This window comes from Photobacterium piscicola (assembly GCF_900166965.1).
In the GTDB taxonomy this organism is placed as follows: Bacteria; Pseudomonadota; Gammaproteobacteria; order Enterobacterales; family Vibrionaceae; genus Photobacterium; species Photobacterium piscicola.
Map to the genome: position 1 here is coordinate 42636 of NZ_FUZI01000007.1, position 19494 is coordinate 62129.

16 protein-coding genes are annotated in these 19494 nt (G+C 41.8%); 5 read left to right on the top strand and 11 right to left on the bottom strand.

All coding sequences use genetic code 11. The features are described 5' to 3' along the window. Nucleotides 1-40: 40 nt before the first annotated feature. A complete protein-coding gene (locus CZ809_RS15970; protein ID WP_080158566.1) occupies nucleotides 41-469 on the bottom strand; it encodes a DUF1249 family protein in 429 nt (142 codons plus the stop codon). A 32-nt stretch (nucleotides 470-501) separates the two neighbouring features. Beyond that, the gene (nudF, locus tag CZ809_RS15975; protein ID WP_080158567.1) at nucleotides 502-1137 is read right to left on the bottom strand and encodes an ADP-ribose diphosphatase; all 636 of its coding nucleotides are present in this window, start codon (nucleotides 1135-1137) and stop codon (nucleotides 502-504) included. 319 nt (nucleotides 1138-1456) lie between these two features. On the opposite strand from nudF, the gene tolC reads away from it, so the two are divergent. Further along, complete coding sequence (gene tolC / locus CZ809_RS15980) at nucleotides 1457-2755, top strand: outer membrane channel protein TolC (RefSeq protein WP_080158568.1); 1299 nt, start codon at nucleotides 1457-1459, stop codon at nucleotides 2753-2755. Nucleotides 2756-2823: 68 nt separating this feature from the next. Here the strand turns inward: tolC and hldE are convergent, their stop codons facing one another. The 4 genes from hldE to CZ809_RS16000 form a co-directional block, all read right to left on the bottom strand. Further along, a complete protein-coding gene (gene hldE / locus CZ809_RS15985; protein WP_080158569.1) occupies nucleotides 2824-4254 on the bottom strand; it encodes a bifunctional D-glycero-beta-D-manno-heptose-7-phosphate kinase/D-glycero-beta-D-manno-heptose 1-phosphate adenylyltransferase HldE in 1431 nt (476 codons plus the stop codon). A gap of 71 nt (nucleotides 4255-4325) precedes the next feature. Beyond that, nucleotides 4326-7214: a bifunctional [glutamate--ammonia ligase]-adenylyl-L-tyrosine phosphorylase/[glutamate--ammonia-ligase] adenylyltransferase gene (gene glnE / locus CZ809_RS15990; RefSeq protein ID WP_080158570.1), complete on the bottom strand. Its 2889-nt coding sequence runs from the start codon at nucleotides 7212-7214 to the stop codon at nucleotides 4326-4328. 111 nt (nucleotides 7215-7325) lie between these two features. Continuing rightward, complete coding sequence (locus CZ809_RS15995; RefSeq protein ID WP_080158571.1) at nucleotides 7326-8918, bottom strand: methyl-accepting chemotaxis protein; 1593 nt, start codon at nucleotides 8916-8918, stop codon at nucleotides 7326-7328. 263 nt (nucleotides 8919-9181) lie between these two features. Next, nucleotides 9182-10696 carry a CYTH and CHAD domain-containing protein gene (locus CZ809_RS16000; RefSeq protein ID WP_080158572.1) on the bottom strand — a complete coding sequence of 505 codons (1515 nt, stop codon included), beginning with the start codon at nucleotides 10694-10696 and terminating at the stop codon, nucleotides 9182-9184. Nucleotides 10697-10881: 185 nt separating this feature from the next. On the opposite strand from CZ809_RS16000, the gene CZ809_RS16005 reads away from it, so the two are divergent. The 3 genes from CZ809_RS16005 (at nucleotide 10882) to CZ809_RS16015 (ending at nucleotide 13584) form a co-directional block, all read left to right on the top strand. Beyond that, a complete protein-coding gene (locus CZ809_RS16005; protein ID WP_045027941.1) occupies nucleotides 10882-11562 on the top strand; it encodes a TIGR00153 family protein in 681 nt (226 codons plus the stop codon). 31 nt (nucleotides 11563-11593) lie between these two features. Beyond that, nucleotides 11594-12859, top strand: coding sequence for an inorganic phosphate transporter (locus CZ809_RS16010; protein WP_080158573.1), 1266 nt, complete (start codon nucleotides 11594-11596; stop codon nucleotides 12857-12859). 113 nt (nucleotides 12860-12972) lie between these two features. Then, nucleotides 12973-13584 (top strand): TIGR04211 family SH3 domain-containing protein, encoded by a 612-nt coding sequence (locus CZ809_RS16015; protein ID WP_080158574.1) that lies wholly within the window; start codon nucleotides 12973-12975, stop codon nucleotides 13582-13584. A 94-nt stretch (nucleotides 13585-13678) separates the two neighbouring features. Here the strand turns inward: CZ809_RS16015 and CZ809_RS16020 are convergent, their stop codons facing one another. Both CZ809_RS16020 and CZ809_RS16025 read right to left on the bottom strand, forming a co-directional pair. Then, a complete protein-coding gene (locus tag CZ809_RS16020; protein WP_080158575.1) occupies nucleotides 13679-14641 on the bottom strand; it encodes a general secretion pathway protein GspB in 963 nt (320 codons plus the stop codon). Continuing rightward, nucleotides 14641-16257: an AAA family ATPase gene (locus CZ809_RS16025; protein ID WP_162841609.1), complete on the bottom strand. Its 1617-nt coding sequence runs from the start codon at nucleotides 16255-16257 to the stop codon at nucleotides 14641-14643. The genes CZ809_RS16020 and CZ809_RS16025 overlap by 1 nt, the downstream gene beginning before the upstream one ends. Before the next feature lie 244 nt (nucleotides 16258-16501). Between CZ809_RS16025 and CZ809_RS16030 the strand changes: the two genes are divergently transcribed. Further along, nucleotides 16502-17731: a multifunctional CCA addition/repair protein gene (locus CZ809_RS16030; protein ID WP_080158576.1), complete on the top strand. Its 1230-nt coding sequence runs from the start codon at nucleotides 16502-16504 to the stop codon at nucleotides 17729-17731. A 60-nt stretch (nucleotides 17732-17791) separates the two neighbouring features. On the opposite strand, the gene CZ809_RS16035 is transcribed toward CZ809_RS16030, so the two are convergent. From CZ809_RS16035 to folB, 3 genes are read right to left on the bottom strand one after another with little or no spacing between them, the layout of a single operon-like run. Further along, nucleotides 17792-18595: an undecaprenyl-diphosphate phosphatase gene (locus CZ809_RS16035; protein WP_080158577.1), complete on the bottom strand. Its 804-nt coding sequence runs from the start codon at nucleotides 18593-18595 to the stop codon at nucleotides 17792-17794. A 43-nt stretch (nucleotides 18596-18638) separates the two neighbouring features. Beyond that, entirely contained in the window at nucleotides 18639-19112 is a 474-nt protein-coding gene (folK, locus tag CZ809_RS16040) for a 2-amino-4-hydroxy-6-hydroxymethyldihydropteridine diphosphokinase (RefSeq protein WP_080158578.1), read from the bottom strand. Further along, nucleotides 19112-19465, bottom strand: a complete 354-nt coding sequence (gene folB / locus CZ809_RS16045; RefSeq protein ID WP_080158579.1) for a dihydroneopterin aldolase — start codon at nucleotides 19463-19465, stop codon at nucleotides 19112-19114. Before folB ends, folK begins: the two co-directional genes overlap by 1 nt. Nucleotides 19466-19494 lie beyond the last annotated feature (29 nt).

A 19494-nucleotide genomic window follows, 5' to 3' on the forward strand; every position in this document is an offset into this window, starting at 1 on the left:
AACGTAAAAAACCTTGTCTATTCTGAGCAATTAAGTTCAATTAACAAACGGATTGTTTACTAAGCCCGTGGCGTAAACAATGCTTCAACCAGTCACCTAAGAAAAGGTTGACTTGATGTTTCTCATTTTTTTGATGCATACGCAAGTTAGGATAATCATATATTGGCTTGAGACGAGAAATCTGTTGAGCAGCACACACTTCTGCTACCTTAGCGTCATGGTATAACCGCACAGTTAATAAGGGGGCTAGATACTCAGCCACTGCCTTACTCTCAACTAAACCTAATGTTACCACTGTGGTGTAACGTGTTGTTTCAATAACTTCTAACTGGTATACATCATCACACACTAGGTATACGTGTTTATCTCCAACAGCATCACTGCGAGGCAATAACGGAAGGAGTTTAGCGTAATTGGTTTCATACAAGCGCATTAGGCTTGTCAAATCAACAGTATACCTTTTATTCAAATCATTCCCCTAGGATTATAAGATAATTTATTTTATGCCTGTCGCAAACGTTGATGATGAAGTTGCAGCCATTGTAATGCGATAATTGTAGCTGCGTTTTCAATTTTACCAGATTCTAGCCATTGATAAGCCTGATTTCTGGAAACAACATGTACACGAATATCTTCTGATTCACTCGCAACCCCGTGTATCCCTTGGGCTAAACGACTATCGACCTCACTAATAAAAATATCAAGTATTTCAGAACAACCACCAGAGCTAGACAAATAACGTGAAATCTTTTCAGTTTTACCAAGCACTAAACCCGATTCTTCAGTTGCTTCTCGACGTACCACTTGTTCTGCTGATTCATCGTCATGATCAAGCATACCAGCCACAATTTCTAACTGCCATGGCTGACAATTAGCCGCTAACGCACCCACGCGAAACTGTTCAATCAATACCACTTGGTCACGCACAGGATCATAGGGTAAAACGGCGGCGGCATGACCACGTTCAAATAATTCACGCTCAAACTCTCCGCTCCAACCACCAGCAAACAGCTTATGCCGTAAACGGTATTTGATCATTTTAAAAAAACCGTCATATACTGTCTTGGTTGATATAACCTCGACATCATTCCGATGAAATGTCTGAGACATAGATAAATTATCTGATCCTTTAGTCATGATTTTCTCCTTTGACGATAAATATCAATTAAAAGTTCATCAACTCCAACCGATATTGTATCAAACTTAAGTAATATTCCTTGTAGTTATACTTTAAGTGTAATATTCCACTTTTAATGTTTAAACAATTAAATATCATGTATCTTTTTGACACGGTGTTTATTAAATCGATTACAATAAGTTTATTATCGAATGTTAGAATACAGTCATTAGGTAAAACTACGTAATGATCAGTTTCAAGCAAGCCTGCTTCAGGTAAACTGGCGCTTGCACTATTTATACATTCCCATTTTTGTCAGCAAGACCAGGAAAGGCATCCATGAAAAAATTGCTTCCAATCATTATTAGCCTTGCAGTTGGCTCAATGAGTCAATCAGCATCGGCTGACGATCTCGCTCAGATTTATCAGCAAGCCAAGCAAAATGATCCACAACTTCTAAAAGCCGCGGCCGATAAAGATGCAGCTTTTGAAGCAATCAATTCTTCACGTAGTACCCTTTTGCCACAAATTAATCTTTCTGCAGGCTACAACACCTACTACCTTGACTCAAAAGAAGGCAAGGATAACGGTTTCAATGCTGGCGTAACATTAAGCCAGTCACTCTATAATCGCGCTAGTTGGGTTGGTCTTGATATTGCAGAAAAGCAAGCTCGTCAAAGTGATGCAGCTTACGCAGTTACGCAACAAGGTCTAATCTTACGTGTCTCTACAGCGTATTTTAATGTGTTAAAAGCGCAAGATGATTTGAAGTTTGGTGAAGCAGAAAAAGCAGCGGTTGGTCGTCAACTAGAACAAATGAAACAACGCTTTGAAGTAGGTCTATCAGCAATTACAGACGTTTACGATGCACAAGCACAATACGATACTGTATTGGCGTCTATCATCGTTAAGAAAAATACTCTTGCTAATAGCTACGAAGAATTACGTGAAATCACTGGTCATGCTTATTCATCACTAGATCTATTAAATACCGCAAGTTTCTCAGCAAGCAAGCCTAAGCAAGCGGCTGATAATCTAGTTAAAGATGCAGAAACTGAAAACTTGACCTTACTCGCGTCACGCATCGGTCAAGATATTGCTCGTGATAATATTTCATTAGCAGATTCAGGACACTTACCGACCTTATCATTTGAATCTGGTTATCAATACGATGATACAAGTCGACTAATGAGCCCAGATGAAGGCAACCTAAGTGCTGGTATTCGAATTGATCTTCCTGTGTACACGGGCGGTAATACCACATCTCAAGTAAAACAAGCACAATATAAATACGTATCGGCAAGTGAAGATCTAGAAGCACAATACCGTTTAATCGTAAAAGATGTACGTAACTACTATAACAACATTAATGCAACGATTGGTTCAATCAATGCATATAAACAATCTGTTGTTTCTGCAAAATCAGCATTAGAAGCAACAGAAGCTGGTTTTGATGTAGGTACACGTACTATTGTTGATGTATTAGACTCAACCCGTAGCCTATACTCAGCTAACAGTGAACTTGCTAATGCGCGTTATGATTATATCCTGGCGCAATTACAGTTAAAGCAAGCGGTAGGCACACTTAGCGAACAAGACGTGTTAGATATTAATACAGGTTTAATTCAAACTAAATAAGCCATTAATATCAATATAAAAAAAGCGCCTAACGGCGCTTTTTTTGTGCGTGATAAATAATTCGAAAATTAACCACGTCCACCGCGAATAGCTGCAATTATTTTTGAAGTTGAACAACCATCTTCAAAATTAAGCACTAACACTTGGCCTCCCGCCGCAATCACTTCTTTACCACCTGCAATTTGTTCAGGGGTGTAGTCACCACCTTTAACTAAAATGCTCGGTAATACTTCACTGATTAATCGTTGTGGTGTCTCTTCAGTAAACGGTACCACCCAATCCACAGCACCTAATCCAGCTAATACCGCCATACGACGATCTTCTGGATTCACTGGACGTCCAGGACCTTTTAAGCCTTTAACGGAATCATCAGAGTTTACCGCTACAATAAGTCGATCGCCCAATTTTGCCGCTTCTGTTAAATAGGCAACATGGCCTGCATGCAAAATATCGAAACAACCGTTAGTCATAACAACAGTTTCACCACGTGCACGTGCCGCTTTCACCGCATCAACTAATGCTGATTCAGAAATAACCCCAAAACCGGTATCTTGACTACCATGAATTGCTTCAGTTAATTCAATCGTCGATAACGTTGATGTACCTAACTTCGCTACCACCACGCCCGCAGCCGCATTCGCGAGTTTGCATGAATCAGATAACGATTTACCTGCAGATAATGATGCCGCCAGTACCGAAATAACCGTATCACCTGCACCCGTGACGTCATAAACTTCTTGCGCAAGGGTTGGCATATGTAACGGCTCACACCCTTTTTCAAGTAAGGTCATGCCATGTTCAGAGCGAGTAACCAGTAAGGCTTCAAAATCAAATTGTTCGATCAGTGCCATGCCTTTTTCAACTAATTCTTGATCTGAATTTACACAACCAACAACGGCTTTAAATTCAGATAAATTAGGTGTCAGTAACGTCGCACCACGGTAGCGTTCAAAGTCAGTTCCTTTAGGATCAACTAGCACTGGTAAGTTTGCTGCACGAGCCAATTGAATCATCGCCTGCACATGAACTAACGCACCTTTAGCATAATCAGACAAAATAACCGCTTTTGCATTCGCTAGCGCAGGTTGCATTCGTTCAAGGATCGGGGCTGAATCGATATTTTGAAAACCTTCTTCAAAATCTAATCGAATCAACTGTTGGCCACGGCTCATCACCCGTAATTTGGTGATCGTTGGATATTGAGCAAGAGCAACGAAATCACTACAAATATTTAATGAGGTTAACTTTTCCGTTAACGCACGCGCTGCTTCATCTACGCCAGTTAGGCCGATCAATTTGGCATTGCCACCTAACGCAGCAATATTCATGGCCACGTTTGCCGCACCACCTGGGCGCTCTTCAATCTGATCAACCTTAACCACAGGCACTGGTGCTTCTGGTGAAATACGTTCAGTGGGACCCGTCCAGTAGCGATCTAACATTACATCGCCAACAATCAATACCTCTGCTTGGTTATAATCAGGCAGCGTCAGTTTCATTTCTTTCTCCGAGAATATGGCAACGTTCGAATACTAGCATAAACTAAAATCAAGGGGCATCGGGATCACACCTAAACCTGACTAGGTTCAAGCCATTGCTGCCATACCTGTTCTACTGTCTGTCGCATTCCAATAAATTGTTGCTGATCAACATAAGCGGGTAACCCCAATAAACTTAATCGGTGAATGGCATTACGCATATCACAATAAGCTTGCTGTAATTGAATAGCAGTGACGCTATCAATAATGTCATAGTTAGCCATTGATTCAAAAATACGCACATTATCAGACCAACGTGTTAAAGCCGGTTGTTGATGAGCATAAGCTAACACTAAATATTGCGCTAAAAATTCAATATCGGTGATACCTCCTTGGTCTTGTTTAAGACCAAACATACCCGCTTTTTTCTTACCGAGATGGGCGCGCATTTTGTGGCGCATCGTCACCACATCGTTAGCTAATTGCGCCTGATCACGAGCAACTGTTAACACTTGCTGGCGAACATCGGCAAATGCGGTTTGTAATATCACATCCCCATACACCATTCGCGCACGAACCAAAGCTTGATGCTCCCATGTCCATGCTTGTTGCTGCTGATACTCACCAAATCCATTGATTGTCGTTACTAATAATCCAGAAGCACCAGAAGGTCGTAGCCGCATATCAACCTCATACAACACCCCCGATGCGGTTCTGGTTGAGAACAAATGAATGATGCGTTGGGCTAACCGTAAATAAAACTGACGACCATCAATTTCTTTACTGCCAGTGGTATAAACATTATCTGGGCAATCATGAATAAAAACTAAATCAAGATCAGAGCCATATCCCAACTCCCAGCCGCCAACTTTGCCATAACCAATCACGGCAAAGCCCTTGCTTTCACGCTCTAATAAATGGCTTGGCTCACCATATTTAGCCGCAATTTGTAACCATGCTTGATTAACCACCGCCGCAATAATGGCTTCTGCAAGATAGGTTAAGTGATCACTTACTTTCATTATAGGCAATACACCTGCAATATCCGCTGCCGCAATCCGTAATAATTGGGTCTGCTTAAACTGGCGAATCGCCTCCATCTGTTGTTCCATATCCTCTTCAGGAATACGCGCCAGATACTCATGCAATTCATCTTGATAACTGGTGAGTTTTGTTGGCTGATATAAGTGCTGAGGATCGAGTAATTCATCAAGTAACAGTGGATATAACGCCAACTGATCAGCCACCATTGGACTGGCAGCACATAATCGAATCAATTGTTTGAGTGCAACAGGGTGTTCAGTTAATAATTCAAGATAGGTGGTACGAGTAGCAATACGAATGATCAATTTCGTTAATCGCGGCAACAGTTGTACGGCATCATCACGTAACACCACTTGCGCCAAGATTTCAGGCATTAAGGTGGCTAACGCTTCACGTCCACGCGGGCCTAAAGTTCGTTTCGATAATTCATGCTTAAAAGACACCAAGTTCTGTGCTTGTAACGTTTGTTGTGGTGCATCAAGCTCAGCTAAAATAGTGAGTAATACATCTTCATTAGTCACCATCGCCCACATTTCATGGTATTGCGTCGCCACATCTTGCTGACTATCTTGCTCATCATGACCAATAATATCGTCGAAAATGGCATGAATAGCGGTCATATGCTGTTCTGTCGTTACCACCAACGCGGCCCAGTCTGGCTCTATCATGGCACAAGCTAATCGTGCTTGATCAAGGGCTTTATCTGGCAATGTTTGGGTCTGCTTATCATCAATCGCTTGCAATAAATTTTCGAGACGACGTAAATGGCAATACCCTGCTGTTAAAATATCGACATCAACTGGCGGTAATAAAGCTAACTCCTTAATTGCAGCAAGGGTTGGTAATAAGCCCCGTCCACGTAAGCTAGGTTCACGTCCACCACGAATTAATTGAAAAGATTGTGCGATAAATTCAACTTCTCGAATGCCACCCGCTCCTAATTTAATATTATTGGTCAGGCCACGCCGACGCACTTCACTGCCAATCATCGCTTTCATACGGCGCAATGACTGAATGGCACTAAAATCAATGTAACGTCGAAACACAAACGGCCGTAGCATTTGGCGTAAACCTTGATATTGCGTAAAGCTTTCTTTACCCATTACCCGTGCTTTAATCATCGCATAACGTTCCCAATCACGGCCTTGTTCTTGGTAATAATCTTCTAATGCAGCGTAGCTCATCACTAATGGTCCACTGTCGCCAAAAGGGCGTAACCGCATATCCACTCGATAACAAAAGCCATCAAAGGTGATGTGATCTAACGCTTTAATCAACCGTTGTCCTAAACGAGTAAAAAACTGCGCATTAGCCAGACTACGACGGCCACCGATCGTTTCTCCGTTTTCAGGATAAGTGAAAATCAAATCAATATCCGACGAAAAATTAAGTTCCCCACCCCCTAATTTACCCATGCCTAAAATAAGCATCGGTTGTGGTTCACCTTGATCATTCATTGGTGTTCCCCACTCAGTACAGCACTGCTGATAAAGCCAATGATATGCTTCCATGATCAAGGCTTCTGCTAGTTGCGACAAACTCGCGAGGCTATGCTGTAAAGGTGCACGATGACTAAAGTCTTGCCACGCAATTAACGTCATATAACGACGTCTAAAATGACGTAAGCTACGCATTAAGCCCATTTCATCGGTTACTTGTGCGAGTTGCTGGCTTAATAACAGACGATAATCAATATCACCACAATGTTGATATTGGTCGAGTAGCCATTCTAAGAGGGTTGAATCTTGTACTAGAGAGGCACTAATAAAATCACTTAACCCCAACATGGTATGCAATTCCTGCTTGGCTTCTCCTTGCCATAATGCCAATAGTTGCGGGTGCTTATCAGCTAATTTTCCCCAGGCTAAGTCGGCTGCAGCAACGACATCGCTACAATGATCAATGAGTGGATAAGGTTGTGATTTTTCGGTCGCCATGCGCTGTCCCTTGAACAAGTAACTCGATAAAGAACTCTAATTTAGCATATAAAAACGCCCATCAACTGATGGGCGTTATAATTTTATTTTATTCAATATGACGCATTTTACTTACACTTTAAATATATCTATTTTTGCTTCTAAATCATTAACTTGATGCTGCATATCAATTGATGTTTGCGCCAATTCAGTCACCACACCAACCGATCCATCAACCAGTTCTCGTACATTTGTCAGGTTAATATTCATTTCATCAGCCACCGCACTTTGCTGTTCAGCTGCGGCTGCAATATGAAAATTCATATCATTAATACCTTGAATCTGCTCAACAATTTTATTTAACTCGCCACCAGCACTGGTAACGAGATCAACCCCTTCATCCGCTTCAATAACACTGCGTTCCATTAAACTCACCGCTTGTTGAGCACTTTGTTGTAATTGAGCGATCATATCTTGAATTTCAACCGTCGCTGTTTGAGTGCGTTGTGCAAGATTACGTACTTCATCAGCCACAACAGCGAACCCACGCCCAGCATCCCCCGCGCGTGCGGCTTCAATTGCTGCATTAAGTGCTAATAAGTTAGTTTGTTCTGAAATACTTTGAATGGTTACAATCACTGAACTTATTTTATCAACCCGAGTTTCCACTTGATTAACGGCGGCGGCTGATTGAGTAATGTCATTCGACAATTGGTTAATCGTCATCATGGTACGACTCACAAATTGTTGCCCTGTTGCTGCTTGTTCTGAGGTATTTAAGGTCGCATTAGATGCATCACGCGCATGACCAGCCACGGTTTGTACTGTTGATGTCATTTCCGCCATAGCTGATGCTAATTGATCAATTTCAGCAAATTCTTCTTGAGAGGATTCTTTAGTTTGCTCCATCATTAATGACATCACTTCCGCGGATTGTGAAAGTGTGGTTGCCGCTTGGCGTTGAGCAATCAATACCGCTTTAAGCTGACAACGGCTTTGTTCAAGCTCACGACTTAACTCACCAAATTCATCACTACACCTCATGGCTATCGGCTGTGACAAATCATTATTGGCGAATGCTTGAATACTTCGCTTTAAGCCACCGATTTGACGCAACATAATCCGCGATGCGAGTAATAACACCACCACAAAAATCACCACCATTAATGATGTTTGCCACACAATTTGTCCCAAATACTGTTGATAATAACCCGCAGCCAATGCATTTGTTTGGTAACTAATAACCGCTAACTGTAACGCAGGTAATTTAACTATATATCCATAGCCATCATTATCTTGTCGCGTAAATGGCTGATTATTTAGCTTCGTATCACGTAGCAACTGACTTAATGTCAGTCCTTCTTCCAATGGCTGGTTGATACTAATAACCTGATTTAATTTGGATTCCACCAATACATTATCATTTTTATATTCAACAACATATACACTATGCTTGCTCATTTCAGTGGATAATTGAGAGGAATTTAACGCTGACGATTGAGTGTTGGTAGCGGCTAAGCTTGTTAGCATCAACGCATTTGATTGGGCTAATTGCTGCACTTTGTTTTGTTGAGTCGCGATAACAGATTGATAGAATAATTCCGCATCCCACAATTGTTTGCCAATTAATAACAACGTACTAAACACCATCAGTAAAATAAGTTTAGGGGTTAATTTAAGGTTGGTTAACCACTTTTCCCAAGCTTTAAACTCTAGTGTTGCCATTTACTCTCTCCGTATCGCTAACGTTTACACCCTTCACATTAAAAATGATGTGTTATTCGTAAGCCAGTAATGTCATCAATAAGCACCATTGCTCCACTCTTCTATTGCTTATCGACGTTTACGGGTAAATATTTAGTCATCCCTTCAAAAGATACGTCAAAACATGATCTGTCCCACATGTTGTACTCGTAGATACAACAACGCCCCGCATAAAGCGAGGCGTTAATATTTAATACTAACTCATTACATGTAACGCATAACGATTATGGCCAGTAAGGGGTTAGCTCTATACTGATCTGCCGAGTCTGACTCATGGCATGCAATAATGATTCTTCTTGACGTTGTAACCATTTTTGCATTTGCGCTAAGTCATCGCCTTCAAATAGAGGTAATAACTGCCGAATAGGTTCTAATGCGCGTAAGTCTTCTAAGCCTTGTAATAAATCTAACCATGGCATTCTAAAAGAGATTCGACGGTCTTCATCATACAAGCCTGCGAACGCAATTCCACTCATCAAATTACGCAATAAACGTGGTTTTTGATCAAGATAATCAATACGGCTCAGTTCGCGTTCAGCGGGGAAAACATCAAGCAATTCAGACCATGAACGGGTTAGCATATTATCTGCAAATGCTTTCACTGGTGCGGCTAGTTTATCGCGTGATTTATCGTCGAGAAATGGCTGCCAACCTCGACTTAAAATCCAGCGGCTTAAATCTAGCAATAACCCACAGTAACGCGCAGAACGCATTAATTGGATCATATCGTCACTATCTGGAAGCTCTTGATAACGTAGCTCTAATTGCTGTTGCAACTCTTTACGGGCATTCAGCTTACGTAATACATAGGCTTTATCATCAATCAGCGCTTGAATGCTATTGGCATCTTCTAACCACGTTAGCTCGCCTTCCAACCATTGTAATTCTTGGCGTAATAAGGCACTTGCACGACGCGGAATAATGCCACCAAAGGTTGCAAAAGTTTGGCGTAATAAGCTTAACGCTTGTGATATTTGTACCAGAGCTTGCGGTTCTTGGCGTTCCATATAAATCTGTTCATGGTACAGCCAGTGCTCTAACGCATGTTCAAGTGTATTAATGAACGCAGATTCAACCGAATCTTGAAGTGTAGTATTAACAAAAACTAATGGCTTGATAGGATCGCCTTGATAATCAGCAGCAAGTCGGTAGCCACGAGCAGCCTTGCTAAGATTACCTAACCGCATTCCACCATCAACACATAATTCACGCGCTAAAGTGAATAAAGCGTCTGTCTGACCCGATTTAAGCTCTAGTTCTACTTCACAAATTGGCGAGCGTTTATCATCAACACTCACTTCACCATGATCAAATGCTAATTCAATTTGGCTACCATCTGGCATTGCCACTAACCATTGCTGGCGAGTAAAATCAGTACTAAATAATGGCTGAATTTGCTGCTGAACAGCAACAATATCAAAGTCGTGAGGCCAAGCATCTGCGGGATGAAGCGCTAAACTTGGTGCCGTACTATTCACTTCAACATTGTATTCAGGACGCTGATGTAATCCAGCAACAACACGGCCTGCGGTTTTTAATGTTTGAACAAACACATCATCAAAACGACGAATACGTAAACCGATATCATGCTGGCGCAATACTTGATCGGGAGTGTCAAAGTAAATATTACCCAACTCTCGACGGCTCTGTTGCAGAATTTTAGCTGCGGAAATTTTTTCCACCAGCTGAGTTGAAAATTCTGGTAAGACAAAAAACTTCAGTTCTATCTCGGTTTCCATAGTTATACCTATAAACGGTGGCAAACCAAGGATATTTGCTTATTCACTCAAGGGCAAGTGAGAAATATCAATAAAACCTTGATCAAAACTAGTTCCACTATACTCTTTAATACGTTAAAATGCGCGATTCAATGACCATCGCTCAAGATTTAGCCTTATTCGGGCGCTCTTTAGGTTGATCGGCTATGCCAGTAAATACAATAATGGGGCTCTTTGCAAAATCCCCAATCAAACCACTACAACGCCATGTTATTCGCGTAACTGAGTGTTGTGATCTGCTTATCCCGTTCTTCGAGGCATGTAATGCTGGAGATTGGGAAAAGGCGGCCGTTTTACGCGAACAGATATCGCAACTTGAAAAAGATGCGGATGTACTCAAGCGTGAGATCCGTCTGAAGCTTCCTCGTGGTCTTTTCATGCCAGTAGATCGTACTGATATGTTAGGACTGTTAACCCAGCAGGACAAACTCGCTAACCTCTCTAAAGATATCGCTGGTCGAGTCTTAGGTCGTAAGCTACAAATGCCTGCTATCATGTACCCAGACTTCGTGGCATATATTCAACGTTGCTTAGACGCGGCTGATCAAGCTCGCCGTGTAATCAATGAATTGGATGAATTACTCGAAACTGGTTTCAAAGGCAGAGAAGTGACACTTGTTGCCGAAATGATTAATCAGCTAGATGTTATCGAAGACGATACCGATGCTATGCAGATAGTCTTACGTCAACAATTAATGTCCATCGAAGACCAACACAGCCCGGTGGATGTCATGTTCCTGTACAAAATTCTCGAGTGGGTAGGCGCAATTGCTGATCAAGCACAGCGGGTCGGCTCACGTTTAGAAATTATGCTCTCGCGTTCTTAATAACGGGAATTTAACAAAACAAGGTTTTACAATGGAAATCCTGGCTAACTACGGCACTCTATTAATCGGAGTGGCAGCTTTTTTTGGTCTTTTGATGGCGATTGGTATTGGTGCAAATGATGTTGCCAATGCCATGGGTACTTCAGTTGGTTCAAAAGCACTTACAGTAAAACAAGCGATCATCATCGCGATGATTTTTGAATTTGCAGGTGCTTATCTTGCAGGTGGTGAAGTTACCGATACTATTCGTAAGGGTGTTATCGAAACTTCTCTATATGCAGCCCACCCTGAAACCCTAGTTTTTGGCATGATGTCAGCGCTTCTTGCTGCTGGTACATGGCTACTTGTCGCTTCTTTTATGGGCTGGCCTGTTTCAACAACACACTCAATTATCGGTGCTATCATCGGTTTTGCTTGTGTGTCAGTTGGCACCAATGCAGTGGATTGGCATTCAATCCAAGGTATTGTGGGTAGCTGGTTAATTACACCGTTTATTGCTGGTATATTTGCGTATCTGATATTCATCAGTGCTCAAAGATTAATCTTTGATACTGATAACCCAATGGCAAATGCAAAACGTTTCGTTCCGGTCTATATGTTTATCACAGCGATGGTCATTGCATTGGTAACAATTAAGAAAGGTCTGAAACATATCGGTTTGCATCTAACAACGGGTGAAGCTTGGATTGCATCGATTGCTATTTCATTTGTCGTTATGGTTGTAGGTTACTTCTACATTCAGCGTAAGTATGCTGATGACGATCTTGTAGATAGCAACGGTTATGCCGGTGTTGAAAGTGTATTTAGCGTATTGATGGTTGTTACTGCGTGTGCGATGGCATTTGCCCATGGTTCAAACGACGTAGCAAATGCGATCGGTCCTCTATCAGCAGTTGTTTCAACAATTGAGAATTCTGGACAAATTGCAGCTCAAAGCCAAATCGCATGGTGGATCCTTCCACTAGGTGGTATTGGTATCGTCATCGGTCTAGCTACTCTTGGTCATAAAGTAATGGCTACCGTAGGTACAGGCATCACTGAGTTAACACCGAGCCGTGGTTTTGCTGCTCAGTTAGCAACAGCATCGACTGTTGTACTAGCATCAGGTACGGGTTTACCAATCTCAACTACACAAACACTGGTTGGTGCAGTATTGGGTGTTGGTTTTGCTCGCGGCATTGCTGCTCTTAACCTAGGTGTTGTTCGCAACATCGTTGCTTCGTGGATTGTAACATTGCCAGCAGGTGCATTCCTTGCTGTCATTTTCTTCTACATTATACAAGCACTTTTTAGTTAAATAGTGGCAGAGTTCAAAGAGAGAGGTCTCCCCCTCTCTCTTTTCTTGCTCCCTTTCTTTAAAGCCCTTACTATCCGATCTCTAACCATTTCAGGTTCATCAAGGATTCGATAGTGAAGCACCTCATAAGCTTTTTTTTGTTCTGTTTGACACTAATTAGCCCAATAGCTAATGCTGAACAAGCCCATTATATTTCTGACAACTTATTTACTTATTTATTAAAAGGCCCTGGCAGCCAATACCGTATTGTCGGTAGTGTTAATGCTGGCTCACCCGTTACGCTATTAGAAAAAGATAACGGTTATAGTCGTATTAAAGATGCGAAAGGTCGTACTGGCTGGGTTGAATCTAAATTCATTTCAACTGATGTTGCACTGCAAGAACGCCTGCCCGTACTTGAAACGGAATTAACCACAGTTAAAGCCAGACTAGCAGAAGCACTGACAACCAATGATAATAAACACAGTGATTTAAATAGTGCCTTAGCTCAGCGTAATAGTCAGATTAATAAATTAGAAACACGTAATACGCAATTACAAAATGAGCTAACAATAGCTCAAGACGAAGTGCGCAGTTTACGAGCAAAAATTGACACTCAAAAAGATGATTTATTAATGAAATGGTTTACCTATGGTGGCGTAGTTGCTGGTATTGGTTTGCTACTAGGATTAATACTACCACATATCACACCGCGTCGTCGTAAGCGGGCTAATGGCTGGGCATAAGTATTCCTAACTCAGTATTTATATTATAAGACAATCAATATCACTAAAAAGGCAGCCAATTGGCTGCCTTTTTTTGATTTTTACTTCACGCTAATTACCATTCAGATAGCGCTGGCATGCTAATTTCATAACCATCAAATGTTAGAATAACATCTCGTGATTCAATCTTGACCAACTTCACGCCAGGAGCAATCATATCTCCCTGATGGCGTTCATTACCGTTGACTTTAACCCAACGTTTAGCTGGTGTAGAAGAGTAAATATGCTGATTAAAATTCATCTTAGGCAGCTGTTGCTGCACTGCTGCAGGTAATAAACCAATCGGAATCACTTTGCTTTTTGGCGTTTTAGTCACTGTTGAGTGAGGCTTGATCGCATTACGATCGGCGTTACTACGATCAACCTCGCTATCTTGATAGTGCTCCCCCGTCGTCGCGACAATAGCTGATTTTAACTTCGCTGCGATGTCTGGTGATAGAGCCGACAAATCAAGGTTATCCAACTTGTAAGGATCATCGTTAGTTGATGTCGCTTTAATAACATGTTGAGCAGTATTGTGTGGCAGATCATCACTTGGGCCAAGATCTCGATCTTGCTCGCGCGGTTCACTATTATGCTCCTCAACATTTGACGGTGACTGATACGCAGGTGAGGCCACATATAAACCATCATTGATGGGCAATGGCTCTGTCACAATATCGGGATACGTCATAAAAATAACCTCAGCATTTACCGCCGCAGAGGGGGTATCTAACGCTTGTAGCTTAGGTGCTTGCAATACCGATGGCGGTAATGCGGCGGTTACTAATGAAGATTGATGTGTTGTAGCTGCCGTTACACCAACAATTTGTTGCTGATAAACTTTATATGCCACAATCGAAGCTGCAGGTAACAATGCAATAATAATCGGCATCACCCACTTCACTCGAGATTGTTGAGCTTTAACTGCCCGCATTGGATGGACAATTTTCACCATCTCTCCATCAGCATGACCAACACTTGATTGGCTAGCATTATTTTTATCTGATTGTTTTAATGCCGTTAATAACTGAGACATTAGGCTTGCTCCGGTTGTAACGTAGGCCCAGGAAGATTAAGTGCGGAATCAAGGATCATTAGCGTCATTGGGCCAGCAATACCATCTGCGGCAATATCTTGTGCCCGTTGAAAACGGCGTAATTTATCAAGGATCGTTTGATTAAAATAACTCACCTGTGGGCCATCATCACCTAAGAAAGCATTTAATTGTTGATTTAACCATGCGACTCGTGCGCCACTTTGACCAAAACGAATCGTGGTTTTATCGCCTAGTGGTGGACGCCATAGCAAACTAAAGTGGCCACTCCAACGCGCTTCAAACCATGCAGGTGTCACTGAAATACGTTGTTTATCTAGCAATAATTCAATTCGATCACTCGTAATTGCATACACAACCGCATAGAAAGGCTGCTGTTGACCATCTTTAAGGGTTACGATCACTGGTCGATTAATTAATCCTAAGCGCGTTAATGTCGTTGAACCAGAAAAACACGTCAATGCGATTCGAGCGCTAGTCGCACACGTTGCTTGATTTAATGCAGTATCAAAACCCCATAATTTATACAGACTTTGCATGGCATTACGTTGATTACGGCTATCATTAATGGCGGTCACTAATCGAATTTCAGTGCTGACGACGGCCTTTTTTAACGGTGCCGTATTCGGTGTTACCGCAGGTGAAGAAGATACCGTAGTTAAAGATAATGCTGATGTGGGTGTTTGAGGCCAATATTGCCACGTCACTGTCGCCATCACGCCACACAGTGCCGCTGCGATTGTCCATGGCAGCCATGCTAAGCTTGAACGTGACGAAGTGACTGATGGTACTTGCCAACTCAATATATCTTCACAGGCTTGAACCGCCATTGCCTTGGTCACACTGTGAGTACCACCCTGACAGGCTAACTGCATCGATTTATCACACACCAAGTTAATTAACCGAGGTACTCCCTGCGTTTGTTTAGCGATATAACTGACAATACTGGCATTGAATACCGAATATAAACAATCAACCGCATTAAGACGGTAATGAATATATTCACTGACTTCCGTTTCGGTCAATGGCAGCAAATGGTAACGGGAAGTGATCCGCTGTGCTAATTGGCGTAAGCGTTCTTGTTGTAATAGCTGCTGTAATTCAGGCTGGCCAATCAAAACAACTTTTAATAATTTACGGCTATCGGTTTCTAAATTAGTCAATAATCGTAATTGTTCTAGCACATCAGGCATCAAATGTTGGGCTTCATCGACTAACAATAGTGTCTGCCGACCCGCAGCATGATTAGCAATAAGATGCTGATAAATAATATCGGTTAATTGCTTGAAACTGGCTTCGTCGCGATAAGATAGCCCTAATTCATCACAAATAGTGGCCAATAAATCATGTGATGATAACGCCGGATTGAGGATCACCGCCACTTGCGCTTGTTGCGGTAATCGTGAAATCATCGCCCGCAATACCGTTGTTTTTCCTGTCCCCACTTCCCCCGTTAATAAGCCAAAACCACCACCATCGGTGAGTCCTGATAGCATATGCGTTAATGCTTCTCGATGACGCTCACTGAGGTAGAGAAAACGGGCACTTGGCACAATTGAAAATGGTGCTTCATTTATGCCAAAAAAATCTTGGTACATATCTATACTCTAATACTTAAAATTATTTAGGAATAAATTATCGATAACATCATCAACAACATAAAAATACTTAGTACTGACAAACTCTCATTGCTGAGCGATATTTGCTATTATGATGACATCAACAAACCAGTGTATATTGGTTAACAAAATAATACCGATTAACATTATCATGCTGTGATAATGGTGACTTTTTCATTGTGATCTACAACTATTAGCCCCGCGTGGTATTAAGGAGTCTTCATTGCAAACCTATCTTGTCGGTGGTGCTGTTCGCGACACTTTATTAGGCTTACCTATAACAGATCAAGACTGGGTTGTTGTTGGCACCACACCAACGGCCATGCTTGAATTAGGTTATGAGCAAATTGGCAGTGATTTTCCCGTTTTTCTTCATCCTCGAACCAAACAAGAATATGCCCTCGCACGTACCGAGCGTAAATCAGGCCATGGTTACACTGGCTTTAGCTGTTATGCCGCTGCCGATGTTACCCTTGAACAAGATCTATTACGACGTGATTTAACCATCAATGCTATTGCCCAAGATCAACAAGGGCAACTCATCGATCCATACCATGGTCAATATGATCTAGAACATAAGATCTTACGTCATGTTTCACCTGCATTTAGCGAAGATCCATTGCGCGTATTACGCGTCGCCCGTTTTGCCGCTCGTTTTGCTCACTTAGGCTTTACTATTGCTGCCGAAACCATGGCATTAATGCAAGAAATTGTCGTCAGTGGTGAATTAGCCAACCTAACCCCAGAGCGAGTATGGCTTGAGTGGCACAAATCACTTTCAAGCAATGATCCACAGGTCTTTTTAAGCGTATTACGTCAGTGTGGTGCTTTAGCGGTAATTATGCCTGAAATCGATGCGTTATTTGGCATACCACAACCCGTAAAATGGCATCCTGAAATCGATTGTGGTATCCATACGTTGCTTGTCGCAAAACAAGCAGCTGTACTCAGCGATGATACAATCATTCGTTTTGCTGCCCAAGTACATGATCTTGGTAAAGCACTTTCCCCTAAAGATGATTTACCTCACCATAAGACCCATTGCCGTGATGGTATTAAGCCAATCAAACAGTTATGTCAGCGAATAAAAGTACCAAATGATTATCGTGATTTAGCACTGTTAGTTTGTGCTCAACATACCAAGATCCACCATGCACAAGAAATGCGCGCCAGCACTTTTATTTCGATATTTGATCAAATAGATGCATGGCGAAAACCCCATCGCATTGAGCAACTGGCCATATGTTGTCGTGCTGATGCTCGCGGTCGCCACGGTTTAGAAGCAACGGTCTATCCACAAGCAGACATCACCATTGCTGCTTTTGATATCGCTCAAGCAGTCCCTGTCGCCCCGATTATTGCCGCAGGGTTCATTGGCGCTGAAATCAAACAGCAATTAACGCAAGCCCGCACCCTCGCTGTTGATGAATATTTACAGCGTACACGCACCTAATCTACAGCAATAAAAAAGCCGACATAAAGTCGGCTTTTTTGTAACACGTTTATTCTAAAATTATTTAGATAATAAAAATAGGAATAAACCAGCACCTAATATTAAACGGTAGATAACAAATGGCGTCATACCTAAACGTGTCACTAATTTTAAGAACACGTGAATACATGCATATGCACTAACAAACGAAACCGCAATACCAATACTTAGATTACTGATATCAATCGGCTCAGTGCCGGTTACCAGTTTAAGACCTAAATACCCGCCCGCAAGCAAAATAATAGGTATCGACATTAAGAATGAGAATCGTGCCGCTGCTTCACGAGTAAAGCCAAGATATAGAGCGGCTGTCATGGTTGCACCAGAGCGAGACGTACCAGGAATGATAGCGGCAGCTTGGGCTAAACCGATTAAGACCGCACTTTTCCATGTGGTTTGATATTCATTGTCAGTCTGCTTAGCATGTTTATCAACCCACCATAACAGCAAGCCGAAAATAATAGTTGTACAAGCAATAACCCACGCAGAACGCAAATACATCTCGATGAAGTCTTTCATCAACAAGCCAAAAATACAGGCTGGAATGGTTGAAATAACAATCATCCATGCTAATTTAGATTCAGCATTATGTTGACGTTTAAAAATTGAAGCTAGCCATGCGCTAAGTAGCGTAACAACTTCTTTACGGAAATAAATCATTACCGCTAATAATGTTCCTACATGCACCGCAACATCAAATGCCAACCCTTGATCTGACCAGCCCAATATTTCTGACGGTAAAATAAGATGGGCAGAACTCGATACAGGTAAAAACTCTGTTAATCCCTGTAACAGGGCAAGCATAATCGCTTCAAAGTGACTCATTCATTATCCTTAATTTAGGTTATATATCGCTATAAGTAATATTTTATTCAACAGGCCATAATGACTGTTGAGGTGAAAATTTTTGCCATAACTCCGCAATCGTCTGTTGCTGTCCGGGAATAACTAACTCAGGACATAATTCACTCATTGGCCAAAGCACAAAGGCAAATTTATACAGATCAGACCGAGGTATTGTAGGTGAGCACTCACAAACTACGTCACCATAAAGTAAAATATCGAGATCAATTGTACGACTTTGATTTTTTTGGGTATTTTCAGGTCGTCCTAATTGCCGTTCAATCTCTTTTAGTGATTGCTGCAGAGTCGCTAATGACAATGACGTTTTTATTTCAATGACACTATTAAAGAAATTATCACCGTTAAAACCAACAGGTTCTGCTTCAAAAATACGTGACATACGCCATGAACTCGCTAACTGCGCCACCGCCTTGACGCCAGCGGGTAAGTAATGTTCGCGATCAATATTGCTGCCAATGCTGATATAAGCGGTGATCACTACTTAATGCCTCGTTCGATCTGAACCCCAACGCCAGCGGCATTAGCAATGGCGCTCGGTTTGGTCACGCGCACTTTAATCCATGGCACTGCAAAGCGCGTCATGATCAAAGTAGCAATATCTTCTGCAACGCGTTCAACTAACAAAAAACGCCCTTGAGTAATATGTTCAGTAACCGCAGTACTAACCATTGAGTAATCTAACGCTAAATTAACATCATCCGCTATGGCTGCAGGACGATTATCGTGAGCCATCTCTAAATCTAATACTAATTTTTGCTTAATTTTTTGTTCCCAGTCATACACTCCAATAGTGGCGATAACTTCAAGTTGTTCTATAAATACCGTGTCCATATTTAATCGCTAATTTTGATAGAGGTCGG